Consider the following 26,816-nt stretch of genomic DNA (forward strand, 5'->3'; position numbering starts at 1 on the left):
CTCCTGGACGCGGGGGCCCGTGAGCGCTTGGGCGACTGGGAACGGATCGCCGCGGAGACGGTGGCCATCCTCCGGCTCGAAGCGGGCCGCTACCCAACCTCACGGCGCCGTCCGGGCCGGCAGCACGGCAACGGCGCAGGCAGCTTCGTGCAGGAGAGCGCGCACGACCTCGCCCCACTCCGTACCGGGCTCGCGTCCCACCACGATCAGTGCGGCGCTCTCGGCGTGGTGCAGGAGCGCATCCCGTACCCGGGCGCTGTCGAGGCGAAGCTGATGGTGGCGTCGGAAGGATCTCGGGCGTCCATGCCGAGAAGGACCTTCCCGGCGCCGTGTGCGGACGCGTGTCCGTCCGGAACGAGCACCAGCGGACGGAACACACGCATCGGCAGACCGTGCAGCCGCGCCTCCCGTTCCGCCCAGTCGACCGCGGAGCGGCTGCGCGCCGACGGGTCGGTACCGGCAAGGACCACTGGGTCCATCGCGGTCGGCCTTTCCGGGCGGTGGGACGAGCCGCTTCGCCGCCCAGCCTGGCGTACGCCTTCGCGTCGGGGCAGGGGCCCAACGGTCCCGCAGGCCGTGTATCCGGGCCGGCCCGGACCAAGGACACACGGGAGAACTCTTCTGTGAGGGCCCGTCGGCCCACGCGCCCGGCGCTCGGCCCCGACGCCCCGACCTGCCTGCCATCATGCGGCCGAGGGCCGCCGCCGGGTCCACGACCCGTCATCGTGCCGGCTCAGCGGGCCGAAGCGGACACGGGCCGTACGGCCGGTGTATCGGTCGGATCCTCGGGCCACCGGGGTCGAACGTCGAAGGCGTCGGACAGGCCCGTGCAGCGGAGGATCCGCAGGAGCCGGGCGCTGTCCGTGACCAGCCGCAGCCGGCCGCGCCGAGCCCGCGCGCGATTCCGCGCCCGGCACAGCACGCCCAGCCCGGCGCAGTCGATGAAGGACACGGTACGAAGATCGAGCACCAGGTCAGGGGACCGGTCGGCGGTCAGCGCGTCCAGGCGTGCCGTGAGCGCGGGCACCGTCAGGATGTCGATCTCGCCCTGCAGGGCGAGGACTGTCGTGCCACCGGATGTGTAGTGAGAGCCGAATGGTGTGGACCTCGTGTGGTTAGCGGCCATGAGGAGAGAAAAGCGGGGCCGTCGGGGCGCGTGGAAGGGCTGTTCGGTCCCTGTTCGGACGGGTCGGTCGGCCCTCTCCGCGCCGTCGAACCGAAGGCCGGGGCCGTCCGGCGGGCGATGGGGCCGGACGGCCCAAGCGGAGCAGGCGATTACCGGACAAGCTGGATGCGTGGGGCATTCTCAGTACTCGAAATGGATGGGGAGGAGCGTCATGAAAGGCTTCGTCTTCCACGGCCCCGGGCAGTCCGCCTGGGAGGAGGTCCCGGATCCGGCCGTCAAGGAACCCACCGACGCCATTGTGAGGGTCGGTGCCGTCACCATCTGCGGCACGGACCTGCACATCCTCAAGGGCGACGTCCCCGAGGTACGACCGGGCACGGTCCTCGGACACGAGGCCGTCGGCGAGATCGTCGAGGTCGGCGGCGACGTGCGGACCGTACGTCCGGGCGACCGTGTGCTGGTCTCCTGCATCAGCGCCTGCGGACGCTGCCGCTACTGCCGCGAGAGCAGCTACGGCCAGTGCCGGGGCGGTGGGGGCTGGATCCTCGGCCACCTGATCGACGGCACCCAGGCCGAGTACGTTCGCGTCCCCTACGCCGACCTGTCCGTGCACGCCCTGCCCGGCGCGGTCGAGAGCAAGGACGCCGTCCTGCTCGCGGACATCTTCCCGACCGCCTACGAAGTGGGCGTCCTCAACGGCAAGGTACGTCCGGGCGACACCGTCGCCGTCGTCGGAGCCGGTCCCATCGGACTCGCGGCGATCGCCACGGCGCGCCTGTTCTCGCCCGAGCGGATCGTCGCCGTCGACCTCGCCGCGCCCCGGCTGGAGGCCGCCAAGCGGCTGGGCGCCGACGCCGTGGCCGACGCCCGCGAGGACCCCGAACAGCTGATCGCCGACCTCACCGACGGGCTCGGCGCGGACGTCGTCATCGAGGCGGTGGGCGTGCCGGAGAGCTTCGAACTGTGCACGCGCATGGTGCGGCCCGGCGGTCACGTGGCCAACGTCGGAGTCCACGGCAAGCCCGCCACGCTGCACCTGGAAGACCTGTGGATCAAGAACGTGACCATCACCACCGGACTCGTGGACACCCACTCCACGCCCACGCTGCTGCGCATGGCCGCCGCCGGCCGGCTGCCCACGGCACAGCTGGTCACCCACACCTTCCCGCTGGAGCGCATGGAGGAGGCGTACGACGTCTTCGCCCGCGCCGCCGACACCGGCGCCCTCAAGGTGGTGCTCGGCGGGCCGTCGCACGAGGAGGTCGCCGTCCGGGCGACCTGACGAAAGGACGTGACGGGCCATGCCCGAACAGACACAGGCGAACGGGACGCAGGGCTCGCCCTCGGGTGACCTGGGCCGTCGGCTCGCCGCACGCCGCGTTCAACTCGGGCTGACACGAGAGGAGACGGCCGCTCGGGCGGGCATGGCCGCCAGCTATGTGACGCACCTGGAACAGCACCCCGATGCCACGCCCGGTCGAGGCGCACTGCTCACGCTGGCGACAGCACTGCAGACCACGGTCTCGGCGCTCACCGGCGGTGATGCCGATATGCCACCCGGTCCTGGACGGGCCGGGTACGCCCCCGAATTCACCGAGCTGAGCCCGGCCGAGTGCGCTGAACTGCTGTCGACGCACGGCGTCGGAAGGCTCGGGGTGACCACAGCGCTCGGGCCGATGATCGTCCCGGTCAACTACAGCGTCGTCGATGACACGATCGTCTTCAGAACCGCCCCCGGGGCGACGCCGTCGCTCGCCTCCGGCGGCCCGGTCGCCTTCGAGGTCGACCGGATCGACGACGCCTTCAGCCAGGGCTGGAGCGTGCTGGCGCGCGGGTACGCGCGCACCGTGACGGACACGGGTGAAGAGCGTCGGCTCGCGGAGCGGGCATACAGCGAGCCATGGGCCGGGGGTCGGCGCGACGTGTGGGTGCGCATCGAACCGTATGCCGTCACGGGACGACGCATCGTGGTCTGAACAGGGTCCTTCTCCGGAAGCCGGGACCGATGGCCCCTGGCTGGGGACGCCTGCGCCATTCGACGATGGACAGTGCCAGTACCGCGATGACCAGGTGAGAGACGAGAAGGCAGATGGACGCCAACGACGGATTCCGCGAACTCGACCGGCAGGAGTGCCTGGGCCTGCTGGCCGGGGTGCCTGTGGGGCGCATCGTGTACACACGGCAGGCGTTGCCCGCCGTCCTGCCGGTCAACTTCTGCCTCGACCGCGACGGTGCGGTGCTGGTGCGCACGTCGGCCTCGTCGGAACTGGTGAGCGCGATCGAAGGAGCCGTGGTCGCCTTCGAGGCCGACGTCGTCTACGCCACCGCACACTCCGGCTGGAGCGTCGTGGTCATGGGGCCGGCCACCCTCGTGACCGACCCCGGCGAGCACGCACGGCTGCTGCGGACCGGGCCGCGTTCCTGGGTGCCGGCGCCGCAGGAGGTCTTCGTGCGCATCGCCCCGGAGCTGGTCACCGGACGTGAACTCGTCGGCGGACGCACCTTGTACGGCGTACACCTTCCTTCTTGAACCTCAGGCACCACGTCTTTGAGGCCCCCATCACTCTGCCTCGTCCCGGACCGAACGGCCCTTGGAACAAGGGCCGTTCGGCGTTTCTCCGGGTCTCCCGGCTCCTGCCCGAGGTGCCGGCCCACGAGGAGCATCGTTCGAGGAGGCCGGTGCGTTCGTCGAGCGTCGCTTCCGCCGAACGGTCACTCGAAGAAGGGACGGGTACGGCCATGACCACGCATCACACAGTCGTCGGAGTGGACGGCTCGCTGAATTCCGTACGGGCCTTGGACTGGGCCGAGGCCGAGGCGGTACGACACGGCACCGGACTGCGCGTGCTGTACGCGGTCCCCGACCGTGACGAGGCCGCACCGGTCCTGCGTTACGCCGTGTCGCGCATCCACGCACGGCATCCGGAACTGCTCGTCGAGACCGTCGCGGCGGAGGGCGGCGCGGTGCCGGCGTTGGTGCGCGAGAGCGCGGACGCGGCGGTCACCGTCGTGGGAACACGCGGCATGGGCACGTTGACCGGCCTGGCGTTCGGTTCGGTGAGCCTGAGGCTGGCCGCGCTCACGCAAGGACCGCTCCTGGTCGTCCGTGGGGACCGCCCGTACGACGATGGGCGGGACGTGCTGCTCGGCCTGGCGGACGACACGGATGCGGCTGCGGCGGCGTACGCCTTCCAGGAGGCCGAGCGGCGCGGTGCGAACCTCCGTGTTCTGCATTCCTGGAGCCATCGGCACGTCACCCCCGAACTTCCCTCGCTCGTGCCGGCCCGCAGTCCGGGGCAGGAACGGCTGTCCAGGGAGGCCCGGGCCGAGGAGGCCGTACCCCGTTACGCCCTCACCCGTCTGCAGGACCAGCATCCGGACGTGACGGTCGAGACCCACACGGTCCGCGCCGCTCCCGCGGACGAGCTGCTGGCCGCGACCCGGGAGGCCGCAGTGGTCGTCATCGGCGCCCGCCGCGGTACGAACGTGCTCGGCCCGCGCCTGGGCCCGGTCGCCCACACACTGCTGCACCGGGCGCACTGTGCCGTGGTCGTCGTCCCCCACGGATGACCGGCCCGCCGCCAGGCCGTCACACACATTTCAGAAGGAGGCCCGCTCATGCCCCGTGCCGTTGCCGTCGGTCTTGACGGTTCGTACGAAAGTCTGGCCGCGGCCGAGTGGGCCGCGCGTGAGGCCGCGATGTACGGGATCCCTCTCCGAGTCGTGCACGCGGGGGAGCAACAACCCCACGACTACGTGCCGTTCGCCGGCCATCCGGTTCCCCCGCCGGAAGCGGACCGGACCGCGCACCTGCTGACCGAGACGAAGGCCCGGCTGGCCCATCGCCACTCCGGGGTACGGGTGAGTGCCGAGCAGGTCGCCGGCCGGCCGGTGCCGGTGCTGGTCGCCGTCGCGAGGGAAGCCGAACTCCTGGTGCTCGGATCGAGGGGCCCCGGCACAGTGGCGGGGGCCCTGCTGGGCTCCGTGGCGATGGCCGTGGTGGCTCGGGCGGAGCAGCCGGTCGTGCTGGTCCGCGCCGATGAGGAAGGCGGGCAGGAACGTCGGACGTCGGCTTTCGGCGGGTCCGGTGACACGACGCCGTACCGCGATGTCCTGCTGGGACTGGATCTGCGCGCCCCCGACGGCCGTGTTCTGGAGTTCGCGTTCGACGCCGCGTCCAGACGGGCCACCGGACTGCACGTGGTCCATGGCGGCGAACCCGCCGCTGACGCACGGCAGAGGCCGGCCGACGTGCTCCGCCCTTGGCAGGACAAGTACCCGGGGATCGAAGTGACGGCTGAGGCCGTGATCGGCGACGCAGGTGCGCACCTGGTCGACGCCTCGCGTGACGCGTCGCTGGTCGTCGTGGGACGCCGTGGCCGGGAGGGCCCGCTCGGCCTGCACATCGGCCCGGTGGCACACGCCGTCCTGCGGCACGCGGTCGCACCGGTCGCCGTGGTCCCGCACGACTGACGGCGTTCAGGCCGACGCGGTCGGATCGTTGGCTGTGAGGCGAACCCCGGTGACCAGATCCGGGCTGATGCGGACGGCGTGATCCATCCTCTGCGACGCCCACGGACGTAACAAAGCCCGATAGCGGGCCAGTTCCCGCGCGTCGGTGACCAGCCGTGCATAGCCCGTGACGACGACGCTCCAGCCGATGTGGGTGTCGGGGTCGATGTCGTCGGCCTCGTAGGCGACGACGGCCCCCTCACCCCCGTTCTGCTGGGCGTACCGGGTCAGCGTGGCGTCACCGTGGGTGCGGATCACGATGTCGCCGTCGACCAGGACGTGGTTGACCGGGCGGATGGTCGGCAGCGCGAGCCGGGTGAAGACGATCCGCCCAAGAGACACGCTTCCCAGGAGCCGCAGCGCCTCGACGCCGTCCAACTCGACGCTCCTGCGCGTCTCTGAGGCATTCGGCGAGGCGTCGTCGGCCATGGCGGGTTTCCGTATCGTCGGGTCGGTCACGGAGCGGCACCGCGGGGGATCGGTGCCGCTCCTGGATCCAGTGTCTCTCGGGCCACGCTGTTCCCCCAGGTGCCGATGGTCCCCACCGTGGGCCGGACGGCCCCGTGTCGTGGGTGGCCTACCGGCGGTGCATCGTTTCCAGGGCGGCGGCCAGTACGTGGGGGTCGTGGTGGCCCTTGTAGACCTGGGGCGGTCGCCTGTCCAGCTTCAGGAGCTGCGTCACCGCTGTCCAGGCGGTGCGCACGGAGTACTCGACGGTGAAGACGACGTCGTCGGGTACCTCGGCGAACTGCCCGATGAAGGCGAGGTTGGCCGACCCTTCCGGTACCACTCGGGGACGGTCGTCGCGGCGGCGGGCCAGGAACTGGCTGGTGATGTACGGCATCACGCAGGGCACGACGGTGGAGGTCTCCAGGATCCGGGCCGCTGTCGGCTCGTCGAAGGGAAGGTGGTGCAGGACCTCTTCGAGGATCTCGCGGCCGGTGCACATCGTCATCGGTTTGGGCGTGTGGTTGCCCGCGCGGCCGGGGAACAGGCCGTAGCCCCACCAGACGGAGACTCCCTCGGGCTGGTCGCGGTAGACGGGTTGGCGGTTGGCGACGACGGTGAGCAGCCAGTTGGATTCGGTGAAGGTCATCAATCCGCCCTTGCCGGTCTCGCGGCCACTGAACTCCGTGAGCGCCTCCAGGAAGGCGGGGTCCCTTGTGGTGACCGTGAACGACTCCCACCGGGAGTCCTTGACGTGCTTGTCGAAGACGGCGGGGTCGCCGAAGTCGTCGCGGCCACGGGCCAGTCGGTGCCACAGCAGCCAGGCGTCCGAGCTGTGCGGGGCCGGCGGAGGCGCGGAGGTGTGCGAGCCGAGGCTGGAGGCGTCGGTCATGGAGCCGTTGGTGACGAGGACCAGGTCCTCGGGCGCGACGGTGATCTCCTTGTCGAAACCGCCCTGGTTCAGATAGATGGTCTCGACCGTGCCGTGTCCGGCGCCCGGGGCGAAGCCCAGGTCGGTGACGTGGCAGCCGGTGTGGACGGTGACGCCGTGCTCGCGGAGCCAGGCGGTCAGGGGCAGGACGATGGAGTCGTACTGGTTGTAGCGGGTCCGGTGGATGCCCGACATGGAGGCGAACTCGGAGAACAGGTGGATGAAGCGCCTGAGGTAGCGGCGGAACTCGATGGCGCTGTGCCAGGGCTGGAAGGCGAACGTGGTGCACCACATGAACCAGAAGTTGGTCGTGAAGAAGTGCTCGCCGAAGCAGTCGGTGATCCTCTTGCCGTCCAGGTGCCCTTCAGGGGTGGCCAGGCAGCGGACCAGTTCCAGCCGGTCGCGTTCGGAGAACCCCATCGTGGTCGTGTCGACGATCTTGCCGTCCCCGTCGACGAGCCGGGCGATGTCGTCCCAGGCGAAGTCCTCGTGTCCGGCCAGGATCTCCTCGGTCACGGAGACGGCGGGGTCGTCGAGAGTGGGGATGCCGGACAGCAGGTCGTACGTGCAGCGGAACTCGGCCTCGAACATGCGCCCGCCGCGCATGGTGTAGCCGGTGTCCGGCGTGCCGCCCGCGTCGAGGCTGCCGCCGAGGGTCCGCTGTTCCTCGAAGAGGTGGATGTCGGAACCCTTGAAGCCGCCGTCGCGGATCAGGAACGTCGCCGCGGCCAGTGCCGCGATTCCGCTGCCCACCAGATATGCCTTCGCCATCACACAACTCCTCGTGCTCGCCGGTCGATCGGGAACCGTGCCTCCCACGATTTCCTGCCGCCAGGTCGTGCGTCAGTGGGCCGTTGGTCGCTTCACGGGGCCGGACGGCCCACCGCGGCCTGGGCCTGGTGGCCCGGTCGACGGGTTGTCACCGACCGGGCCACTCTCGTCGCTTCGCCACTGCGGAATCACGCGGTGCGGGGGGCTTCCGGGGTTCCACTGCGCCATGGAGGCGCTGTCGTCCGGTGCTTGTCGTCCCAGACATGTGCGGCCTTGTCGGTCTGGCGGCGCAGCCGGTCCTGGAGCCGGTCGACGACCTCCGTGCCCGTCGCCTCCTCGGCGTTCGCCACCACCTGTCGGCTGCCGATGCGCAGGTCGGCAGTGGCCGACCACGGGTGGCCGGCGTGGTGGGCGGTCGTTCGCACGATGTGCACCTCGCCGGTGACGGCCGGCAGGCCAGGCCTGCCGACGACGGCATCGATCTTCGTACGGGCGTATGCCAGGGTCTCCTCGTCCACGGCGCCGTCGGCGCGCAGCCGAACCATGGGAGTCTCCTGGGTGTTGTCGGTGGTCATGGGGGTCCTTCCGTCGGGGCGTCAGAAGATGTGGTGCGGTTCAGGCCGTGATGTCGGGCAGCCACAGGTCCGGGCCGAAGACCTCGTAGTGGATGCGTCGCGCGGGAACCCCGGCGCCGAGCAGCTGTCCGCGTACCTCCCGCATGAAGGGCAGCGGGCCGCACAGGAACACCGTGGCGTTGGCGGGGAGTCGCGTTCCGCTCAGGTCCATCAGACCTGTGTGGGCGTCGGGTTCCTCCGGTCCGGGGCGCTCGTACCAGAAGACGGCCCGGGCTCCCCGCAGTTGCCCGACGAGGTCGTGCGTCTCGGTCCGCAGGGCGTGGTCGGCGGGGGAGCGGTCGGCGTGCAGGACCAGTACCGGGCGGATGGAACGGAGGGCGGCGAGGCGGGCAAGTATGCCGGTCATGGGGGTGCAGCCGATGCCGGCCGAGACCAGCACGACCGGGGTGGTCGCATCCACCGGGTCGTCGAGGAAGACATCGCCGAACGGCGCGGACAGCAGCAGTTCGTCCCCCTCACCGACGTGGTCGTGCAGCAGGGTGGAGACCTCGCCGTCCGGCCCGTCGGCGTCCGCTGTCACCCGCTTCACGGTGATCCGCCGCAGGTCTCCGCCCGGGGCCGAGGACAGGCTGTACTGGCGCAGCTGGTGCACGCCGTCGGCCATGCGCACACGGACGCTCACGTACTGGCCCGCGCGGGCCCGCGGTGCGTGTCCGCCGTCCGCCGGGCTGAGCACGAAGGACACGACGTCGGGGGTCTCGGTACGGCGCTCGACGACCGTCCAGGGCCGCCAGATCCCACCGGGCTGGACGCCCGCGTCCTGGTAGAGGAGGGCCTCCCGGCTGATCAGGGCCCCGGCCATCAGCCAGTAGACCTCGTCCCAGGCGGCCGACACCTCCGGGGTGACCGCGTCGCCGAGAACCTCGGCGATCGCGCCGAACAGGTACTTGTGGACGATCGTGTACTGGTCGTCGGTGACGCCGACGGCGGCGTGCTTGTGGGCGATCCGGGACAGCAGGGCGTCCGGCCGCGCCTCGGGGTTCTCCAGCAGCGCGCCGGCGAACCCGGCGATCGAACCGGCCAGTGCCCGGCGCTGGACGCCGCTGGCCTGGTTGCCGCGGTTGAACATTCCGTCGAGCAGTTCCGGCCGGTCGTGGAACATCGAGGCGTAGAAGCGGGTGGTGATCTCGTCGAGCGCTCCGGCCACGGCGGGCAGAGTGGCCCGTACGAGGGCGGCGGATTCCGCGGACAGCATGAAAGCTCCTGGGAGGGCGGGGTGGGGGAGAGGGAAGGGGCTCGGTCGGTTCGGCTCAGTTCGTGGGCACGGTGGTGCCGGTCGCCGCGCCATGGCCGTAAAAGGCCGTACGCATCAGCTCCCGCATGTCGTCGAGCATCGGCATCCGCGGGTTGGCGGGCGCGCACTGGTCCTCGTAGGCGTTGAGGGCCTGTCGGGGCAGGGCGTCGAGGAAGGCGCGCTCGTCGACGCCGAGAGCCCGGAAGGTCGGTTCGATGCCCACGGTGTCGCGGAGCCGCTCCACGGCCGAGGCGAGTGACTCGACGCCCTCGGCCGGGGTGGCGGCGGGCAGACCGAGGGTGCGGGCGATGTCCTGGAAGCGTTCGGGGGCGCGGTAGCTCTCGTACTTGGGCCAGCCGGTGAGCTTGGTGGGGACGGTGCCGTTGTAGCGGATGACGTGCGGCAGGAGCACGGCGTTGGTGCGGCCGTGTGCGACGTGGAAGGTGGCGCCGAGGGTGTGGGACATGGCGTGGACGATGCCGAGGAAGGCGTTGCCGAACGCCATGCCCGCGATGGTCCCGGCGTTGTGCATCTTCTCCTGAGCCTGCGGCCGGGCCGCGCGGTCGTTGACCGCGGCCTCGACGTTGTCGAAGATCATCCGGATCGCGTGCAGTGCCAGGCCGTCGGTGAAGTCGTTGGCGTAGACGGACACGTACGCCTCGATGGCGTGGGTGAGGGCGTCGAAGCCGCTGTCGGCCGCGAGAGCCGGGGGCAGATCGGCGGTGAGGAGCGGGTCGATGATGGCCACGCTGGGGGTGAGCGCGTAGTCGGCCAGCGGGTACTTCTTGCCGGTGGCGGGGTCGGAGATGACGGCGAACGGGGTGACCTCGGCGCCGGTGCCGGAGGTGGTGGGGATGCACACCAGGCGGGCCAGCCTGCCGAGGACGGGGAAGCGGAAGGCCCGCTTGCGGATGTCGGAGAACTTGTGCCGCATGTCGGCGAAGTCGACGTCCTTGCCTTCGGCCTGCTGCTCGTACAGCAGCCACATCACCTTGGCCGCGTCCATGGGAGAGCCGCCGCCGAGAGCGATGATCGTGTCGGGGCGGAAGTCGCCCATGAGACGGGCGCCGCGCCGGACGGAGTCGATGCTCGGCTCGGGTTCGACGTTGTCGATGACCTGGACGGTGACCGGCTCCCGGCGCCGGCGCAGTACGCGCTCGACCCGGTCGACGAGGCCGAGGCGGGTCATGGTCGCGTCGGTGACGACGGTGACGCGGTGGATGTCCGGCATCGAGGTGAGGTAGCGGATGGACTGCGGCTCGAAGTAGATCTTCGGCGGGACCTTGAACCACTGCAGGTTGTTGCGGCGCACCGAGACCCGCTTGACGTTCAGCAGTTGGGCGGCGGAGACGTTGTTGGACACCGACGTGCTGCCCCAGGAGCCGCAGCCCAGGGTCAGAGACGGCAGCAGGCTGTTGTAGATGCCGCCGATCGCGCCTTGCGAGGACGGGGCGTTGACGATGATCCGTACGGTCTTCATGCGCCGTCCGTACGCCTCCGCGAGGGCGGAGTCCTGGGTGTGGATGACGGCGGTGTGCCCCTGGCCGTGGAAGGCGACCATGTCGGCGGCCAGGTCGAAGCCCTGTTGTTCGGAGCCGGCGCGCAGGACGGCGAGGACCGGGCAGAGCTTCTCGCGGGTCAACGGCTCGTCCGGGCCGACCCGTTCGGCCTCGACGAGGATGAGCGACGTGTCCTGCGGTACGGAGAAACCGGCCCGCTCGGCGATCCATGCCGGACTCTGTCCGACGGCCGCGGAGTTGACCTTGGGCTCGCAGCCCGCGCCCGCGGTGCCGGCCGGGAACAGGAACGCCTCCAGCTTCGCCTTCTCCTCGGCGGTGGCCAGGTGGGAATGCAGGGTGCGGAACTCGGCGAGGACCGCGTCGTAGATCTGCTCGTCCAGGATGACGGCCTGTTCGGAGGCGCAGATCATGCCGTTGTCGAACGACTTGGACAGCACCAGGTCGTTGACGGCCCGGCGTACGTCCGCGCTCTGGTGGACGTAGGCAGGCACGTTGCCGGCGCCGACGCCCAGGGCGGGCTTGCCGGCCGAGTACGCGGCCTTGACCATGGCGTTGCCGCCGGTGGCGAGGATCAGTGAGACGCCCGGGTGCCGCATCAGGGCACCGGTCGCCTCGACGGACGGGGTCTCGATCCACTGCACGCAGTGCTCCGGCGCACCCGCGGCGACCGCCGCGTCGCGCACGGTGCGGGCTGCCTGCGCGCTGCAGCGCTGGGCGGAGGGATGGAAGGCGAACACGACCGGGTTGCGGGTCTTCAGTGCCATCAGCGCCTTGAAGACGGTGGTGGACGTCGGGTTGGTGACCGGGGTGACCGCACACACCACGCCGACCGGCTCGGCCACCTCGGTCATGTCGTCGATGTCGTCGCGGGCGATGACGCCGACGGTCTTCATCGGGCCCATGCTGTGCGTGACGTACTCGCAGGCGAACATGTTCTTGGCGGCCTTGTCCTCGAAGACGCCTCGCCCGGTCTCCTCCACCGCGAGCCGCGCGAGTTCGGTGTGCTGGTCCAGGGCGGCGACCGAAGCCTTCTTCACGATGTGGTCGACCTGTTCCTGATCGAGCGCCTCGTAGTCGGCGAGTGCCTTGAGCCCGTTTGTCACCAGGCGGTCCACCGCGATGGAGATGTCGGACGGCGCGGCGGTGGGTTCGGTGGTCGCGCTGCGGTCGTCGTGGCGGGTCATGGGGGTGAGCCTCCGTCGGTCGTTGGGGGCGCCGCACGGGTGGCGGCGCGGAGAGCGGTACTGCGGGGGTGGGACGGGTGCCGTTCCCACCAGCAGCGTCTCTCGTCAGCGGTGGTCAGCCCCAGGACCTGTTGGTCCCTTCGCGGGGCCGACCGGCCCCGAGGCGATACGGACGGTCAGCCTGTTGACGACGCCCACCACACCGTCCACCCGAAACGTCAGCCCGATCACGAGCGGAAGGTCTCCGATGTGCTCCAACGCCCCTTCCAGCGTCGCCATCCCGTCGCGAACCGAGACGGCCACACCGTGGTACGGCCGGCCGAGGGCGTGCGGCAGCACCTCGTCGCGGATCTCCCGGCGGACCTCGTCGTCCGTGCGCAGGAAGACACGCAGCAGGTCGCGCCGGGTGGCGATGCCGATCAGCCGGTCCTCCTCGTCCACGACCGGAAGGCGCTCGACGCCGTGACGCTCCATCACACGCGCGGCGTCCGCGATCCGCTGTTCCGGGTGCACGGTGATCGCGGGCGTGGACATCAGCTCCTGCGCCGTGACGCTGTGGGCCTGCGAGGACCGGGCCGCCTGACGGTGGATCAGATCGGTCTCCGAGATCACTCCGACGACCTTGTCGTCCTCGTCCACCACGGGCAGCCCACTGATCCGGTGCCGGTCCAGCAACCGCAGAACGTCCTTGAACGAAGTGTCCCGGCGGGCCTCGACGACCTCATGGGTCATCACCTCACCGACGATGCGGATCATGTGTCCCACCTCCCCGTCACCTGCTGTCGCTTGTTCCCGACTCGGGAAGCGCGGCCCGTCCGGCCTCCAGCCTCGCGACCGGGACCCGGAACGGCGAGCAGGAGACGTAGTCCAGGCCGGCCGCGTGGAAGAAGTGGACGGAGTCGGGGTCCCCGCCGTGTTCGCCGCAGACGCCGATCTTCAGGTCGGGGCGTGCGGCGCGGCCCTCGTCGACCGCGATCCGCACCAGCCGGCCCACACCGTCACGGTCGAGGGTCTCGAAGGGCGAGGTGGCGAAGATGCCCTTGTCGAGGTAGGCGGAGAAGAACGCCGCCTCCACGTCGTCGCGGGAGAAGCCCCAGGTGGTCTGGGTGAGGTCGTTGGTGCCGAAGGAGAAGAACTCCGCCTCCTCGGCGATCTTGCCGGCGGTGAGCGCGGCGCGGGGCAGCTCGATCATGGTGCCGACCGGGCAGCGCACGGGAATGCCGGACTCCTCGGAGACCTCGGCCAGAACGCGCTCCACCTCGGCCCGCTCGATGCGCAGCTCCTCGACGGCACCGACCAGTGGCACCATGATCTCGGCCTTGGGGGAGCCCCCGGCCCGGGTGCGTGCCACGACCGCCTCGGCGATCGCCCGCACCTGCATGGCCACCAGCCCCGGGACGACCAGGCCCAGGCGGACACCGCGCAGCCCGAGCATCGGGTTCTCCTCGTGCATACGGCTGACCGCTGCGAGGAGTTCGGTGTCGTGCGGGTCGGGCCGCTCACCACGGGCCTCGACGGCGGCGACGCGCACGGCGAGTCCGGTGCGGTCGGGCAGGAACTCGTGCAGGGGCGGGTCGATGAGCCGGATCGTGACCGGCAGACCGTCCATCGCCTCCAGGATGCCGATGAAGTCCCGCCGCTGGAGCGGCAGCAGCGCGCTCAGCGCCTTCTCCCGCTCGGCCCCGTCGTGGGCCAGGATCATCGCCTCGACCAGCTTGCGGCGCTCTCCCAGGAACATGTGCTCGGTGCGGCACAGCCCGACGCCCTGCGCGCCGAACCGCCGGGCGCGGGCGGCGTCCTCGGGGGTGTCGGCGTTGGCCCGCACCTCCAGCCGCCGGGCGCCGTCGGCCCGTTCCATGGCACGGGCCACGGCCTCGACCAGCCCGGCCGACTTCTCGCCCGTCTCGAAGTACCGCATCACCGCGGAGTCCACCAGCGGAGCGGTGCCCAGGTACACGGCGCCCTCGGACCCGTCGACGGAGATGACCGTGCCCTCGTCCACGACCGTGTCACCCACGGTGAAGCGACGCGCCGCCGTGTCGACGGTGAGTTCCTCGGCACCGCACACGCACACCGTGCCCATGCCACGCGCAACCACGGCCGCGTGGCTGGTCTTGCCGCCGCGGCTGGTGAGGACCGCCTGGGCGGCGATCATGCCCGGCAGGTCGTCGGGGGTGGTCTCCTGGCGTACGAGGACGACCTTCTCGCCCGTGGCGGCCCGGCGGACCGCTTCGGCGGAGTCGAACACCGCCGCGCCCACGGCCGCACCCGGCGAGGCGGGCAGTCCGTGCGCGAGCGCCTCGCCGACGGCCGAGGCGTCGAACCGGGGGAACATCAGCCGGGCGAGGCCGTCCCCGCCGACCCGTGCCAGGCCCTCGTCTGGGGTGATCAGCTTCTCGTCGGCCAGTTCCGCGGCGATGGCGAACGCCGCCTCGGCGGTGCGCTTGCCGACCCGGGTCTGCAGCATCCACAGCCGGCCCTGCTCGATGGTGAACTCGATGTCGCACAGATCCCGGTAGTGCGTCTCCAGCGTGCCCATGTGACCGCGCAGTTGCCCGTACGAGACCGGGTCCAGTTCCTCCAGGGCGGTCAGCGCAACGGTGTTGCGGATGCCGGCGACGACGTCCTCACCCTGGGCGTCGACCAGGTAGTCGCCGTACAGGCCGGGCCGTCCCGTGGCCGGGTCGCGGGTGAAGGCGACGCCGCTGCCGGAGTCGGCCCCGAGGTTGCCGAAGACCATGGTCTGCACATTCACGGCGGTGCCCAGGTCGTCCGGGATGTGCTCGCGGCGGCGGTACAGCCGGGCGCGTTCGCCCCGCCAGGACTCGAAGACGGCCAGGACCGCCCGGCGCAGCTGCTCGGCCGGGGACTGGGGGAAGTCCTCACCGGTCTCCCGGCGGATCAGTTCCTTGTACGTCCCGACCAGCCCGGCCAGGTCCGCCGCGTTCAGGCCCAGGTCGTTCGTCGCCCCCCGCTCTCGCTTGAGGCCGGCGATGGCGTCCTCGAACAGCGAGCTGTCGACACCCATCACCGTGCTGCCGAACATCTGCACGAGACGACGGTAGGAATCCCAGGCGAACCGTTCGTTCCCGGAGACCTTCGCCAGACCCAGCACGGAGTCGTCGCCCAGGCCGATGTCGAGGATCGTCTCCATCATGCCGGGCATGGAGAACCGCGCCCCGGAGCGCACGGACAGCAGCAACGGGTCGTCGGGCTGCCCCAGCAGCCGTCCCGCGGTCTGCTCCAGGGCGGCGAGGTGGGCGGAGATCTCGCCCGCCAGAGTCTCCGGCTCGGTGCCGTCGGTGAAGAAGGCCCGGCAGGCCTCGGTGGTGACGGTGAAGCCCGGTGGGACCGGCAGGCCCAGCCGGGTCATCTCGGCCAGGTTCGCGCCCTTGCCGCCGAGCAGGTCGGCCAGGTCACGGCCGCCCTCGTGGAAGTCGTACACGTAACGGACCATGACGCCGGTCTCCTCCGGTGGGCTGCGGGCTGGGTACCTCTCCAGCGTCCGGCCGCCGGGACCGGAAGGGGCAGGTGCTGTCGGTCCCCTTCTTGGGGCCGGTCGGCCCAGGCAGCTGCGAGGCGGTCCGTCGTGGGACGCGACGCACAGGGGCAGCAGTGCAGGCCGAGCACGCTGTCGAACGAACCAGAAGCGCGGAACGGGGGCCTGGGTGCTCGGCTCGATTCGCTGCCGCACCCCGTGGCCGACCACTACCGTGACACATGGCCGGGCCATGGGCGTCCGTGCGCTGAGGTGACGTGGAGGAACGCAGGGTGGAAACCCCCGAGGAGGCTCGCGTGCGGCTGCCTCAGTTGCGGCTGGACGAGCTGTTGGAGGAGCTGCAGTCGCGGCTGGACGCGGCCCGTGGCACCCGGGACAGGGTGCACAGCCTGCTGGAGGCGGTGATGTCGGTCGGCCGGGAGCTGGATCTGGAGCAGGCCCTGCGCCGCATCGTGGAGGCTGCCGCGGTTCTGGTCGACGCGGAGTACGCGGCGCTCGGCGTGATCGGACCGGACGGCAGGCGCCTGTCCGCCTTCCACACCGTGGGGGTCGGCGAGGAGCAGATCGCGCGGATCGGCCCGTATCCGGAGGGCCACGGCATTCTGGGCGAGCTGATCCACCACCCGGAGCCGCTGCGCCTGGCGAAGATCTCCGAGCACGCCGCCTCGTACGGCTTCCCGGCGCACCACCCGCCGATGAACACCTTCCTCGGTGTTCCGATCCGGGTACGCGACCAGGTCTTCGGCAACCTGTACCTGACCGAGAAGCGGGGCGGCGCCCAGTTCGACGAGGATGACGTGTCGGTCACGCTGACGCTCGCCGTGGCGGCCGGCGTCGCGATCGACAACGCCCGGCTGTACGAGGAGTCCCGGCTGCGGGAACGCTGGCTGCGGGCGAACGCGGAGGTCACCCACAGCCTGATGTCCGGCGGCGAGAGCGTCGAGGTCCTCGCCCTGATCGCCGAACGGGCCGGCGAGATCACCGGATCCGCCCTGGCGGCGGTCGCGCTGCCCATGGAGGACACCAAGTCACTCGCCGTGGAGATCGCCGTCGGGATGGACGCCCAGGCACACCGGGGCCTCGTACTGGCCATGGACAAGAGCCTGATGGGGCTGGCGTTCTCCGGCGCCGCCCCGGTCACCAGCGCGGACGTCACCCACGACGAACGCATCTCCCTGGAGCCGCCGAGATTCGGCGGACTCGGCCCCGCAGTGGCAGTGCCCATCGGCACGGGAGACGCGGGGCCACGAGGCGTGGTCCTGCTGGCGCGAAAGGCCGGTCAGCCGGTGTTCTCGGCGACGGAGACCGAGACCTTGCAGTCCTTCGCCGCACAGGCCGCCGTCGCGATGGAGCTGGCCGAACGCCGCCAGGACGCCGAGGCGGTCGCGGTGCTCATGGATCGGGACCGCATCGCACGCGACCTGCACGATCTGGCCATCCAGCGGCTGTTCGCCACCGGCATGACGTTGCAGAGCGCCGGCCGCTTCATCGAGCACGAGGAGGCCGCGGAGCGCGTGGTGCGCGCGGTCGACGACCTCGACGAGACCATCAAGATCATCAGGTCGACGATCTTCGGCCTGCGCACCCGCGGGGGTCCGGGAGAGGCCGGCCTGCGGGCTCGTGCCGTACGGGTCGTCGGGGAGGCCGCCCCGGTCCTCGGCTTCGCCCCCAGTGTCCGGATGGAGGGCCTGCTGGACACCGACGTGCCGAAGGACATCGCCGACCACGTGGTGGCGGTGCTTTCCGAGGCCCTGACCAACATCGCCCGGCACGCCCGGGCGAGCCGCGCCGACGTACTCCTGGCCACGGACGGTCGCGAGGTACGGCTGTCGGTCACCGACAACGGGGTGGGCATCCCCGCCGACGGCCGACGTAGCGGGCTGCGCAACGTGGCGGAGCGCGCCGAGCAACTGGGCGGCAGACTGGAACTGGGGACGCCCGAGGGCGGCGGTACCGCGCTGATATGGCGGGTGCCGGCGCGGAAGCCGTAAGGGCCGAGGCATACGGCGGCCCGGGCCCGAAGCGGCTCTCCGCCCGCGAGGGTGAACAGAGGACTTCGGGCCCCTGGACAGGGCCATTGGGCCCATGCCCTCTCCGGGGCGGCGGCGGAGGCTGGAGGGTGACGCGGGACGGCACGAACACCTGGAGGACGCCATGCCCTACCTCGTGAGTGACGTGATGACACGCACCGTGGTCGCCCTGCGTGCGGGGGCCGCCTTCAAGGACATCGCCAGGACCATGCGGCGCTGGAAGGTCAGCGCCCTCCCCGTCCTGGACGGAGAACGCCGGGTCGTCGGCGTGGTGTCCGAGGCCGATCTCCTCCCCAAGGAGATGTTCCGGGACGGCGACCCGGACCGGTACGCGCGCTCGCGAGGCCGCCCCGACCTGGCCAAGGCCGACGCGGTGGCCGCCGAACAGCTGATGACTGCCCCAGCCGTCACCGTGTACGCCGACGCCACCGTGGCCCGGGCCGCACGCATCATGGCGCGGCACAACCTCAAGCGGCTGCCGGTCGTCGACGGCGACGGCGTGCTGCAGGGCGTCGTCAGCCGCACCGACCTGCTCAAGGTGTTCCTGCGGGACGACGCGGAGATCGCCGATGAAGTGCGCCGGGACATCGTGGCGCGCTTCTTCACCGCGTCGGTCGAGCCGACCCGGGTGGAGGTGCACGACGGGGTCGTGACGCTCACCGGCCGGGTCCGGGACGTCCCTCGTCCCTGTCGTGACGAGGCTGGTGCGGGCGGTGGAAGGCGTCGTGGACGTCGACTGCGCACTGTGCGGCCCACTCCGCGACTCGGACCTCGATCCGTCTCTCCCCGACAACGCCCGGTCCGGATGGGCCGGCGGTCCCGGCACCGTGCTGTGACCGTGACGGCACTGGAGGAGGTGTCGAGTCCATGGCCAGGACACATCGGGCGAAGGTGACACGAGTGCGGTTGTGGCGATGGCGGCACAATGCCCTACGACGCCACAGTGACGTCGTCGAAGCCAGGATCGTGTTCGCTACGTGGACTCTGGCCCTCCTGGGCGCGGCCTTCGCCGGTCAGACGGCTGCGGAGGGTGCCGACCAGGGCCTGACCGAGCGTCGGGCGGCCGTGCACACCGTCACCGTCGTGCTCGCCGAGGACGCTTCGAGGATTCCGCCGACCACGACCGGATTCGACGACGGCAAGGTGTGGGCCCAGGTCCGCTGGACGACCGTCGACGGCGTCACGCACACGGCACGGACGAAGGTCGAACCCGAGGCCACGGCGGGCACCCGCGTGACGGCGTGGGCCGACAGCACCGGTGCTCTGGTCGCCGAGCCGCCCACGGCGACGGAGGCGAAGCTGGAAGTGGTCGGCACCGGGCTGCTCGTTGCGTCCGGCACCGGCTCCGCGGTGCTCGCCGGCGGATGGCTGGTACGCAAGGGCCTGCTGCGCCGACGCCTGGTGGAGTGGGACGCGGAGTGGAAGCGCGTCGGCCCGCAGTGGCGGAATCTCAGCGGAGGCAAAGGATGACCGGCGGCGGCCAGTACAGCCCTGGTCGGCCGCACCGAGCCCTGGGAGCGGCACACGGAGCGGTGCGGGCAGGGCCCGGACACGACGGGGCGGGAAGGACGCCACCCGCTTCTCGCGGATCCTGATTGCGCGGTGCGCGGCTTCCTCGGCTGCTCCTCCGCGCCTCTGCCGGGTCCTTCCCGCCACCTCCACCGCACCACCAGGACGGGCAGGGACGCCAGGGTCGACCGGCCCAGATCCCACGGAGACCGGACATCGAGGAGATCCACGCCATGACCATGGCCACCTCCCATGCAGAGGCTCCGTCGATCGCACGGCCGCGCCCGGCGCTGCTCACGTTGCTCGGCGCCGTGGGCACGGTCACGGGGAGCAAGTTCCTTGTCGAGAGCGACCACGCCCGCGTACTTGTGGACTGTGGCCTCTTCCAGGGCGTCGCCGACCTGCGCCGCGGCAACCGGCACGCTCCCGCCCCGTGGCCGTACCGCTGCCTACGCCCGCCCGAGCACGCGCAGTTCGCGGAGGGCCTTCGATACCAGGACCGGGACCGCCGCCCCGGCGCCTTCGTAGCCGTCGCTCACGGTCTGGCCGCCGATGTACCGGGCGTGTACGCCCTCGAGAATCACGGCGAGTTTCATCGCGCTGAAGGCCATGTAGAACGGCAGGAGGCTCAGGTCCCGGCCGGTCAACCATTCGTACTTCTCGGCCACTTCGTAACTGGCGGGGAAGCCCTGCTGCGTGGTGACACCCACCGCGACGGGAATCAGCTCGCGGTCCGCGTCGTCGTGGTCGTGCCAGTAGGTCAGCGTCATGGCCAGATCGGCCAACGGGTCGCCCAGCGTGGAGAGTTCCCAGTCGAGGACGCCGACGATGCGGGGCGTGCCGTCCAGGTCGACGATGGTGTTGTCGAGGCGGTAGTCGCCGTGCACGATCGAGGCGCCGGAGCTCTCCGGCACATGGTCGGAGAGTCGGTTCAGGAGTACGTCCATGTCCGGGAGTTCACGCGTGTGCGAGCGGCGCCACTGCTGGCCCCACCGGGAGATCTGGCGTGCGCAGTAGCCGTGTGGCCGTCCGAAGTCCGCCAGGCCGACGCTCGAAGGGTCGATGCTGTGCAGGCCCGCGAGGGTGTTCACCAGACCGTCGGTCAGCGCCGAGCGTGCCTCGGGGCTGAGCCCGGCGGAGTCCTCCGCTGTGCGCAGGACCGCCCCGGGCACCTCGGCCATGACGTAGAAGGGACAGCCGAGGACCTCGGGGTCCGTGCAGAGCGCAAGCGTCCGGGGGACGGGCACATCGGTCCCCGCGAGCGCGGTCTGGACGCGGTACTCACGCTTCATGTCGTGCGCGCTGGGGAGCACTTGACCGAGCGGCGGCCGTCGGAGGATGACGGTTCCGTGGGGGAGGCGCAGCCGGTAGGTGATGTTCGACAGCCCGCCGGAAATCAGCTCGGCCTGCCATGGGCCGCCGTCCAGCAGGTCCGGCAGCGTTTCCTGAAGCCACTTCTCGATGTTCGCGGCCGGCAGGCCGGGCAGATCGGTGCTCATGACCGGACCCCGCTTTCGTGTTCGGCGGTACCGCCGACACGGCGCGCGGCCCGCCTGGCGATCGACATTCGGTGCGCCTCCGAGGCTCCGTCGTAGATACGGAAGGCGCGGATATCGGCGTAGATACGGCCGATGACCAGGTCCTCGCTGGTGCCCAGTCCGCCGGCGAGCTGCACCGAGCGGTCGACGACGCGTCCGACGGCCTCGCTGATGAACACCTTCGCGCGCGACGAAGACTCGGTGCCCCTGCCGCCCTCGGCCACCTCCCAGCAGGCCTGCCACAACAGGGCCCGGGCCGCGACCAGGTCGATCTCGTTGTCGGCGATCATCTGCTGCGCCATCCCGAGGTCGGCGAGCCGCTGCCCGAACAACTCCCGGCCGACCGCACGGGAGAGCGCGATCTCGTGCGCGCGCCGGGCGGCACCGAGCCACCGCATGCAGTGGGTGAGACGGGCGGGAGCCAGCCTGACCTGCACATACCGGAAGCCCAGCCCGGGCTCGCCGAGCACGGCGTCGTCCGGCACGAACACGTCCTCGAACAGCACCCGACAGTGTCCGCCGACCATGGTCGAGTCGATGGTGCGGGCGTGCTCCTTCACCGCGAAACCGGGGGTGTCGGTGTCGACCAGCAGCATGGTGGCCCCGCCGCTCTCGCCGTCGCGCGCCATCACGATCGTGAAAGCGGCGCCTTCGGCTCCCGTGATCAGATGCTTCTCACCCGAGATGCTCCAGCCACCGGCGACCTTGGTAGCCAGGGTGCGTACGGCTGACGGGTCGGAGCCCGCTCCGGGCGGGGGCTCGGTCATCGCGAAGCAGGAGCGGATGTCACCGTTGACGAGCGGGACGAGGTACTTCTCCCGCTGAGCGGGTGTGGCCACCACGTTGAGCAGGTGGATGTTGCCCTCGTCCGGGGCCGCGCAGTTGAGGGCGAGCGGGCCGAGCAGACTGGTGCCGGCCTCTTCCAGGAGGACGGCCGCCTCGTCGAAGCGGAAGCCGCCTCCGCCGAGGTCGGCCGGTGCCTGTGGCGCCCAGATCCCGGCGGCCTTCGCCGCCTGTTGCAGCTCTTGGCGCAGACCGTCGCTCAGGCCGTTCGCGAACGCCTCCTGCTCGCGAGGGACGACCACGTCCGTCACGAACTCGGCGATCCTGTCGCGCCACTCCACGACTCTGGGTGCGGGTGAGAAATCGAAGGACATCTACGGTGACTCCGTCCGGCTCGTCATGTCGTTGCCCGGGCCGAATCCGGCCCCGGTTTCCCCGGCGGCGGTCATGCGCGCCACAGCGTCTCTCCGGGCCGGGTGACCACGATGTTGGGCACCGCGGCATAGCGCGACAGGCGGCACAGCGCCACGGTGAGTTCCGCGATGTCCGAGACCTGGATCATCGTGGCGGGGTCGACGCGGTCGTGCACCCAGGCCGCCATGTCGGTGTCGACGTACCCGGGTGACAGCGCCGTCGCGCTCACACCCCGGGCGCCCTCGGCGGTCGTGATCGATTCACAGAGGGAGATCAGGGCCGCCTTGGTGGCGCCGTACGCCGCCAGGCCCGGCTCGCTCACGATTCCCGTGATCGAAGCGATGGCGATGATCTTCGCCCCCGGTCCGGACGGCGCGGATCCGGCCGTGCGGAGGGCGGGCAGGAGTCGCTGGGTGAGCTGGAAGTTGCTCCTGAGGTTCACCGCCATCATGGTGTCGAGCTTGGTGAGGGGGTAGGCGGCCAGCTCGCCGCCTGTTCCCATACCGGCGGCCAGCACCAGGACGTCGATGCGTCCGTGCAGTTGGAGATGAGTGTCGGCCAGGGCCTCGACCTGCTCCGGGTCCGCCATGTCCGCGGATGCGGTCTCCACCCGGCCGCCATGGGTGCGCAGTTGGTCGGCGGTGTCCTTGAGCGGCCCGTCAGCGCGAGCGGACAGGGTGAGGTCGAATCCCTCTTCCGCGAGCCGCTCCGCGATGGCTCTGCCGATTCCGCGAGATGCGCCGGTGACGAGCGCGGTACGCCGGACTGTCATGCCGCTCCTTCTGAGCTAATGGACATTAGCTCAGATCCTGATCGTTTGATCAGAGAGCTGTCAAGGGTCATGAGTCATAAGCCACATCGCTGCTGCTAACGATCAGTAGCAGATACCCTCACCTCATGGATGAGGCGCTTCATGACGAAGACGGGTCGCGCTGGGCGGGACGGAATGCCGACCTGCCGCAGAGGCAGCAGACCGTCGACGCGCGGACGATCTCCGCGGCGGCGCTGCGACTGTTCGCCGAACGTGGCTACCGTGCGACGACGATGTCCGACATCGGCGCGGCGATCGGCATCCGCGGTCCGAGCCTGTACCGCCATGTGACCTCGAAGCAGGTGCTGCTCGGGGAGATCATGGTCGAGACGATGCGGGCGCTGATCGCCGACCAGCAGGCGGCGCTCGACGCCGGCGGTGACGTGTCCCTGCAACTGCGGCGGATCGTCGAGGCGCATGTCCGCTATCACGCGGCACATCGTGAACAGGCGTTCGTCGGCAACCGTGAGATCGGGAACCTGGAGCAGCCCTACCGCGACCAGGTGCTGCGGCTGCGCCAGACCTATGAGCGGGGACTGCGCACCGTCATCGAACGGGGGTGTGCCGAAGGTGACTTCACGGTCGCGGAACCCCGGCTCGCCTCGTACGCGATTCTCGACATGGGCATGGGGGTCTCGGCATGGTTCCGTCCGGATGGACCGCATGGCGCCGAGCGGATCGCGTACACCTACGCCGACTACGCGATTCGGATGCTCACCGGCCGGTCGCCGGGCGGTGCGGCGACCGCCGACGCATGACGGTACGTGTGCCGCTGCCGTCGGCACACGTACCGTTCTTGTCCACTCCTACTGTCGGCCGATGCGGGCGTACACCTCGGGCTTGGTCTTCCGGTAGACGAGCGCCAGGACGACGCCCGCCGCGAAGGTTCCGTACACCACCGCGAACATCGTGTTGGCGAGTGTCTGAGAGCCGCTGATCAGCAGGTTGAAGTTCTGGGTCGCCAGGACCACGGAGACGGCGAGGCCGGCGAGCGCGAGGACGGGAGCGATGACCGAGTTCCATGGATTCGCGCCGGCCACCCGGTTCCGCCTGAGGTAGATGGGAACGGCGATCCCGGTGACCAGGAGCAGGACGATGAGCGCGTAGCCGAAGATGCCGACGAGTACGGCGTACAGCTTGGAGGGGTCCGTCCCGAGGGCGACGAAGGGGGCCAGCCCGAGCAGCGACAGGACGGTCATGGTGAGGGACGCGCGGTGCGGGGAGCCGTGCCGGCCGTGCACGCGGCTGAGGGAACGGTGCAGGATGCGGTCCGCGCTGAGGTTGTACATGTAGCGCGACGTGATGTTGTGGCCCGACAACAGTGCGGCGAAGATGCTCGTGTTCAGCAGCACGGTCACGATGTCCACGGTGACGCGTCCGCTGTATGTCTCCAGGCTCGAGATGAACGACCCGGTGGGGTCGGTGGCCGCGGCGGCCACGACCTTGTCGGTGCCCACGGCCTGGATCATCACCCAAGCGCCGCCCGCGTACAGGACGGTGACGAGGCCGATGACGAGATACGTCGCTCGCGGAATCGTGCGGTCGGGATTCCGTACCTCGTCGCGGAAGATGGTGGTCGCCTCGAATCCGCCGAAGCAGGTGATGCCGTAAAGAAGGGCGATGCCGATCGAGCCGGAGAATATGGCGTGCGGGGTGAATGAAGAAGTGCCGAGACCTGAAGCGCCTCCCTGGAACACGACACAGGCGTCATACACGAGGACGACGACGATCTCACACACCAGAAGCGCGGAAAGAATCTTTGCTGAGAGGTCGAGCTTGAGATAGCCCAGCGTTCCGACGATCGCGAGCAGGAAGAGACCCCACACCCACCACTTGATATCGGGTCCGTGATAGGTGTCGTGCACGAGCGATTCCAGTACGAGGCCGCCGTACGCGTAGCTGCCGATGACCATGAAGTAGTAGCCGAGCAACGCGACGAACGAGGATCCCAGGCCCGCGACCCGGCCGAGGCCTGCGGTGATGTAGGCGTAGAAGCCTCCCGGATTCGGCAAGTGCCGGGCCATGGCGGTGAATCCGGCGGCGAAGAGGGCGATGATCGCGCCTGCGGCGACGAACGCCATGGGCGCGCCGAGGCCATTTCCGTAGCCGATGACCACCGGGAGAAACCCGACGACGATCGCGAGCGGGGCATTGAAGGCGAGCACCGTGAAGAGCAGATGAGCGGTGCCGAGATTTCCTCGGAGCTGTGGTTCCTGGGGTGACGATGCTGTGGGAGTTTTCGGCTCATTCGCCGCTGACACAGAACTCATGTGCACACTCTCTGGTGATGGCCCCGCCCCCCGACTGAGGCATTGGCGAATCTTGTCGGCCTAGTAATGGGCTACTGAAGCGGCCTGTCAAGGTTTTCGAGAAAATCCACGAATTCTGGGGACCGGAATGGAGAGTGCGGGTCTGCTTCCGGGGGTGGGTTGACAGCCTGGTGAGGCCGTTCCACAGTGGACCACTAGTTGGTCATCTGATCAGGTCATTAGATTACGATGGCGTTCGCCGCCCCGCAAGGGGTCTGTGCATCCCGTGTCCGTCGGTGCGGCAGGTGTCGGCTGTGCAGGCTTCGGCCCGCGTCCCGGACCGGTGGGCGCCCGAGTCGCCGCAAGGAGCGTCATGTCGATTCAGCCGCAGACCACGTCCTCGGAGGGGTTCGTCGCACCGGGCTTCGAGCCGCTCCGGGAGGCGTTCGACCGGAACTTTGCGCAGTGCGGCGAGGTGGGGGCGTCCTGCGCGGTCTATGTCGACGGTGAGCTGAAGGTCGACCTGTGGGGCGGGCTCGCCGATGTCGTCACCGGGCAGCGGTGGCGCGCGGACACGGTCGGGCTGGCGTACTCCGTGACGAAAGGTGCCACGGCGATCCTCTGCTGTCTGCTGGCCGGCCGGGGGGAGCTCGACCTGGACGCCCCCGTCGCCCGCTACTGGCCGGCCTTCGCGAGCCAGGGGAAGGACGGTGTCACGGTCCGGATGATCCTCGCTCATCAGGCCGGACTGCCGGTTCTCGACGGCCGGTTCACTCGTGCGGAGATCCTCGCGTACGGCGTCGCGGCGCGAGCACTCGCCGAGCAGGAACCTCTCTGGGTGCCGGGCACCGACTTCGGCTACCACGCCCTGACGTACGGCTGGCTTCTCGACGAGGTGGTTCGACGTGCCACCGGCCGGATCGTCCAGGACCTGTTCGCCGGCGAGATCGCCGGTCCGCTGGGTCTCGACTTCTTCATCGGTCTGCCCGACGGTGTGGAGCACCGAGTCGCCGCTCTGGTCGACGACCCGCTGTCCGGGCGCCCCGCGGCCTCGCCCGACCCCTCGCTCGCGGAGAGGATTCCCGATCCGGAGCTGAGGCGAGCGATCGGCGGCGACCGGAGAGTACCGGGGGGCCTGTCGTCGCTGCTGACCCGGGCGATGACCGTCAACGGTGTGCTGAGGACGCCCGATGCCGACGAGTGGAACACCCCGAGCGTCCGCCGGGCATCGCTTCCGGCCGCGAACGGCATCACCAATGCCCGCTCCGTGGCTCGGCTCTATGCCTCCTGTGTCGGTGAAGTGGACGGGCTGAGGCTGCTGGGCGAGGACATGGTCACGGCCGCGACCGCCGAGCGAAGCGCTGGGCGAGACCGGGTGACCGGACTGGACGCGAGGTTCGGCAGCGGGTTCATGCTGCCCGCCGCGGGGCTGCCGATGCTGTCCGGGAGTTCCTTCGGGCACGAGGGTGTCGGTGGGGCACTCGGGTTCGCCGACCGTGATGCCCGGGTCGGCTTCGGGTATGTGCAGAACCTGCTGAAGACGGAGATGACCGGCGGCCCGGATCCGCGCGTCGCGGGACTGCTCGCGGCGCTGCGCGACGCGCTCGGCGGCTAGGCCGGGGC

22 protein-coding genes and 1 pseudogene are annotated in these 26,816 nt (G+C 70.3%); 11 read left to right on the forward strand and 12 right to left on the reverse strand.

The annotated features are described in order from the left end of the window. The first annotated feature begins 60 nt into the window (after positions 1 to 60). On the forward strand, positions 61 to 627 hold the full coding sequence (locus tag ACWDR4_RS43360) for a hypothetical protein (RefSeq protein WP_450416914.1): 567 nt from the start codon (positions 61 to 63) through the stop codon (positions 625 to 627). Positions 628 to 733: 106 nt separating this feature from the next. Here the strand turns inward: ACWDR4_RS43360 and ACWDR4_RS43365 are convergent, their stop codons facing one another. Beyond that, positions 734 to 1,126, reverse strand: coding sequence for an STAS domain-containing protein (locus ACWDR4_RS43365; protein WP_450416862.1), 393 nt, complete (start codon positions 1,124 to 1,126; stop codon positions 734 to 736). 211 nt (positions 1,127 to 1,337) lie between these two features. Here ACWDR4_RS43365 and ACWDR4_RS43370 point away from each other — a divergent pair, with 211 nt between their 5' ends. From ACWDR4_RS43370 to ACWDR4_RS43390, 5 genes are all read left to right on the forward strand, one after another. After that, positions 1,338 to 2,408 (forward strand): zinc-dependent alcohol dehydrogenase family protein, encoded by a 1,071-nt coding sequence (locus tag ACWDR4_RS43370; protein WP_450416864.1) that lies wholly within the window; start codon positions 1,338 to 1,340, stop codon positions 2,406 to 2,408. Positions 2,409 to 2,427: 19 nt separating this feature from the next. Then, positions 2,428 to 3,102, forward strand: coding sequence for a helix-turn-helix domain-containing protein (locus ACWDR4_RS43375; RefSeq protein WP_450416865.1), 675 nt, complete (start codon positions 2,428 to 2,430; stop codon positions 3,100 to 3,102). 113 nt (positions 3,103 to 3,215) lie between these two features. Next, on the forward strand, positions 3,216 to 3,656 hold the full coding sequence (locus tag ACWDR4_RS43380) for a pyridoxamine 5'-phosphate oxidase family protein (RefSeq protein ID WP_450416867.1): 441 nt from the start codon (positions 3,216 to 3,218) through the stop codon (positions 3,654 to 3,656). 209 nt (positions 3,657 to 3,865) lie between these two features. Next, positions 3,866 to 4,696: a universal stress protein gene (locus ACWDR4_RS43385; protein WP_450416869.1), complete on the forward strand. Its 831-nt coding sequence runs from the start codon at positions 3,866 to 3,868 to the stop codon at positions 4,694 to 4,696. A gap of 48 nt (positions 4,697 to 4,744) precedes the next feature. After that, positions 4,745 to 5,599 carry a universal stress protein gene (locus ACWDR4_RS43390; RefSeq protein WP_450416871.1) on the forward strand — a complete coding sequence of 285 codons (855 nt, stop codon included), beginning with the start codon at positions 4,745 to 4,747 and terminating at the stop codon, positions 5,597 to 5,599. A gap of 6 nt (positions 5,600 to 5,605) precedes the next feature. On the opposite strand, the gene ACWDR4_RS43395 is transcribed toward ACWDR4_RS43390, so the two are convergent. The 7 genes from ACWDR4_RS43395 to ppdK all read right to left on the reverse strand — a co-directional run bounded on the left by ACWDR4_RS43395 (position 5,606) and on the right by ppdK (position 15,817). Beyond that, entirely contained in the window at positions 5,606 to 6,067 is a 462-nt protein-coding gene (locus ACWDR4_RS43395; protein WP_450416916.1) for a pyridoxamine 5'-phosphate oxidase family protein, read from the reverse strand. Positions 6,068 to 6,215: 148 nt separating this feature from the next. Next, the gene (locus tag ACWDR4_RS43400; protein ID WP_450416873.1) at positions 6,216 to 7,835 is read right to left on the reverse strand and encodes an oleate hydratase; all 1,620 of its coding nucleotides are present in this window, start codon (positions 7,833 to 7,835) and stop codon (positions 6,216 to 6,218) included. A 140-nt stretch (positions 7,836 to 7,975) separates the two neighbouring features. After that, entirely contained in the window at positions 7,976 to 8,362 is a 387-nt protein-coding gene (locus tag ACWDR4_RS43405) for a hypothetical protein (protein ID WP_450416875.1), read from the reverse strand. A gap of 40 nt (positions 8,363 to 8,402) precedes the next feature. Next, on the reverse strand, positions 8,403 to 9,617 hold the full coding sequence (locus tag ACWDR4_RS43410; RefSeq protein ID WP_450416877.1) for a globin domain-containing protein: 1,215 nt from the start codon (positions 9,615 to 9,617) through the stop codon (positions 8,403 to 8,405). A gap of 55 nt (positions 9,618 to 9,672) precedes the next feature. Further along, positions 9,673 to 12,360: a bifunctional acetaldehyde-CoA/alcohol dehydrogenase gene (adhE, locus tag ACWDR4_RS43415; protein ID WP_450416879.1), complete on the reverse strand. Its 2,688-nt coding sequence runs from the start codon at positions 12,358 to 12,360 to the stop codon at positions 9,673 to 9,675. A 105-nt stretch (positions 12,361 to 12,465) separates the two neighbouring features. Continuing rightward, positions 12,466 to 13,116, reverse strand: a complete 651-nt coding sequence (locus tag ACWDR4_RS43420; protein ID WP_450416881.1) for a CBS domain-containing protein — start codon at positions 13,114 to 13,116, stop codon at positions 12,466 to 12,468. A 16-nt stretch (positions 13,117 to 13,132) separates the two neighbouring features. After that, positions 13,133 to 15,817, reverse strand: a complete 2,685-nt coding sequence (gene ppdK / locus ACWDR4_RS43425; RefSeq protein WP_450416882.1) for a pyruvate, phosphate dikinase — start codon at positions 15,815 to 15,817, stop codon at positions 13,133 to 13,135. A 314-nt stretch (positions 15,818 to 16,131) separates the two neighbouring features. Here ppdK and ACWDR4_RS43430 point away from each other — a divergent pair, with 314 nt between their 5' ends. From ACWDR4_RS43430 to ACWDR4_RS43440, 3 genes and pseudogenes are all read left to right on the forward strand, one after another. Further along, positions 16,132 to 17,850, forward strand: a complete 1,719-nt coding sequence (locus tag ACWDR4_RS43430; RefSeq protein ID WP_450416883.1) for a GAF domain-containing protein — start codon at positions 16,132 to 16,134, stop codon at positions 17,848 to 17,850. Positions 17,851 to 18,013: 163 nt separating this feature from the next. Further along, positions 18,014 to 18,725, forward strand: a pseudogene (locus tag ACWDR4_RS43435) (CBS domain-containing protein). 31 nt (positions 18,726 to 18,756) lie between these two features. Continuing rightward, positions 18,757 to 19,359 (forward strand): Rv1733c family protein, encoded by a 603-nt coding sequence (locus ACWDR4_RS43440; protein WP_450416885.1) that lies wholly within the window; start codon positions 18,757 to 18,759, stop codon positions 19,357 to 19,359. Positions 19,360 to 19,847: 488 nt separating this feature from the next. Here ACWDR4_RS43440 and ACWDR4_RS43445 read toward each other — a convergent pair whose 3' ends face one another. The 3 genes from ACWDR4_RS43445 to ACWDR4_RS43455 all read right to left on the reverse strand — a co-directional run bounded on the left by ACWDR4_RS43445 (position 19,848) and on the right by ACWDR4_RS43455 (position 22,905). Then, positions 19,848 to 20,897 (reverse strand): phosphotransferase family protein, encoded by a 1,050-nt coding sequence (locus ACWDR4_RS43445; protein ID WP_450416886.1) that lies wholly within the window; start codon positions 20,895 to 20,897, stop codon positions 19,848 to 19,850. After that, complete coding sequence (locus ACWDR4_RS43450) at positions 20,894 to 22,093, reverse strand: acyl-CoA dehydrogenase family protein (RefSeq protein ID WP_450416888.1); 1,200 nt, start codon at positions 22,091 to 22,093, stop codon at positions 20,894 to 20,896. The genes ACWDR4_RS43445 and ACWDR4_RS43450 overlap by 4 nt, the downstream gene beginning before the upstream one ends. Positions 22,094 to 22,164: 71 nt before the next feature. Then, on the reverse strand, positions 22,165 to 22,905 hold the full coding sequence (locus ACWDR4_RS43455) for an SDR family NAD(P)-dependent oxidoreductase (RefSeq protein ID WP_450416890.1): 741 nt from the start codon (positions 22,903 to 22,905) through the stop codon (positions 22,165 to 22,167). A gap of 125 nt (positions 22,906 to 23,030) precedes the next feature. On the opposite strand from ACWDR4_RS43455, the gene ACWDR4_RS43460 reads away from it, so the two are divergent. After that, positions 23,031 to 23,702 carry a TetR/AcrR family transcriptional regulator gene (locus ACWDR4_RS43460; protein WP_450416892.1) on the forward strand — a complete coding sequence of 224 codons (672 nt, stop codon included), beginning with the start codon at positions 23,031 to 23,033 and terminating at the stop codon, positions 23,700 to 23,702. Between the two features lie 48 nt (positions 23,703 to 23,750). Here ACWDR4_RS43460 and ACWDR4_RS43465 read toward each other — a convergent pair whose 3' ends face one another. Then, entirely contained in the window at positions 23,751 to 25,214 is a 1,464-nt protein-coding gene (locus ACWDR4_RS43465) for an APC family permease (protein ID WP_450416894.1), read from the reverse strand. 352 nt (positions 25,215 to 25,566) lie between these two features. On the opposite strand from ACWDR4_RS43465, the gene ACWDR4_RS43470 reads away from it, so the two are divergent. After that, complete coding sequence (locus ACWDR4_RS43470) at positions 25,567 to 26,808, forward strand: serine hydrolase domain-containing protein (protein ID WP_450416896.1); 1,242 nt, start codon at positions 25,567 to 25,569, stop codon at positions 26,806 to 26,808. Positions 26,809 to 26,816: the final 8 nt, after the last annotated feature.

The organism is Streptomyces sp. NPDC000878, assembly GCF_053599695.1.

Coding starts and splice junctions, on each gene's coding strand:
- ACWDR4_RS43470 (WP_450416896.1), top strand. CDS start 25,567: ATGTCGATTCAGCCGCAGACCACGTCCTCGGAGGGGTTCGTCGCACCG.
- ACWDR4_RS43370 (WP_450416864.1), top strand. CDS start 1,338: ATGAAAGGCTTCGTCTTCCACGGCCCCGGGCAGTCCGCCTGGGAGGAG.
- ACWDR4_RS43440 (WP_450416885.1), top strand. CDS start 18,757: ATGGCCAGGACACATCGGGCGAAGGTGACACGAGTGCGGTTGTGGCGA.
- ACWDR4_RS43465 (WP_450416894.1), bottom strand. CDS start 25,214: ATGAGTTCTGTGTCAGCGGCGAATGAGCCGAAAACTCCCACAGCATCG.
- ACWDR4_RS43410 (WP_450416877.1), bottom strand. CDS start 9,617: ATGCTGTCCGCGGAATCCGCCGCCCTCGTACGGGCCACTCTGCCCGCC.
- ACWDR4_RS43455 (WP_450416890.1), bottom strand. CDS start 22,905: ATGACAGTCCGGCGTACCGCGCTCGTCACCGGCGCATCTCGCGGAATC.
- ACWDR4_RS43385 (WP_450416869.1), top strand. CDS start 3,866: ATGACCACGCATCACACAGTCGTCGGAGTGGACGGCTCGCTGAATTCC.
- ACWDR4_RS43450 (WP_450416888.1), bottom strand. CDS start 22,093: ATGTCCTTCGATTTCTCACCCGCACCCAGAGTCGTGGAGTGGCGCGAC.
- ACWDR4_RS43390 (WP_450416871.1), top strand. CDS start 4,745: ATGCCCCGTGCCGTTGCCGTCGGTCTTGACGGTTCGTACGAAAGTCTG.
- ACWDR4_RS43395 (WP_450416916.1), bottom strand. CDS start 6,067: ATGGCCGACGACGCCTCGCCGAATGCCTCAGAGACGCGCAGGAGCGTC.
- ppdK (WP_450416882.1), bottom strand. CDS start 15,817: ATGGTCCGTTACGTGTACGACTTCCACGAGGGCGGCCGTGACCTGGCC.
- ACWDR4_RS43445 (WP_450416886.1), bottom strand. CDS start 20,897: ATGAGCACCGATCTGCCCGGCCTGCCGGCCGCGAACATCGAGAAGTGG.
- ACWDR4_RS43380 (WP_450416867.1), top strand. CDS start 3,216: ATGGACGCCAACGACGGATTCCGCGAACTCGACCGGCAGGAGTGCCTG.
- ACWDR4_RS43365 (WP_450416862.1), bottom strand. CDS start 1,126: ATGGCCGCTAACCACACGAGGTCCACACCATTCGGCTCTCACTACACA.
- ACWDR4_RS43405 (WP_450416875.1), bottom strand. CDS start 8,362: ATGACCACCGACAACACCCAGGAGACTCCCATGGTTCGGCTGCGCGCC.
- adhE (WP_450416879.1), bottom strand. CDS start 12,360: ATGACCCGCCACGACGACCGCAGCGCGACCACCGAACCCACCGCCGCG.
- ACWDR4_RS43460 (WP_450416892.1), top strand. CDS start 23,031: ATGGATGAGGCGCTTCATGACGAAGACGGGTCGCGCTGGGCGGGACGG.
- ACWDR4_RS43420 (WP_450416881.1), bottom strand. CDS start 13,116: ATGATCCGCATCGTCGGTGAGGTGATGACCCATGAGGTCGTCGAGGCC.
- ACWDR4_RS43375 (WP_450416865.1), top strand. CDS start 2,428: ATGCCCGAACAGACACAGGCGAACGGGACGCAGGGCTCGCCCTCGGGT.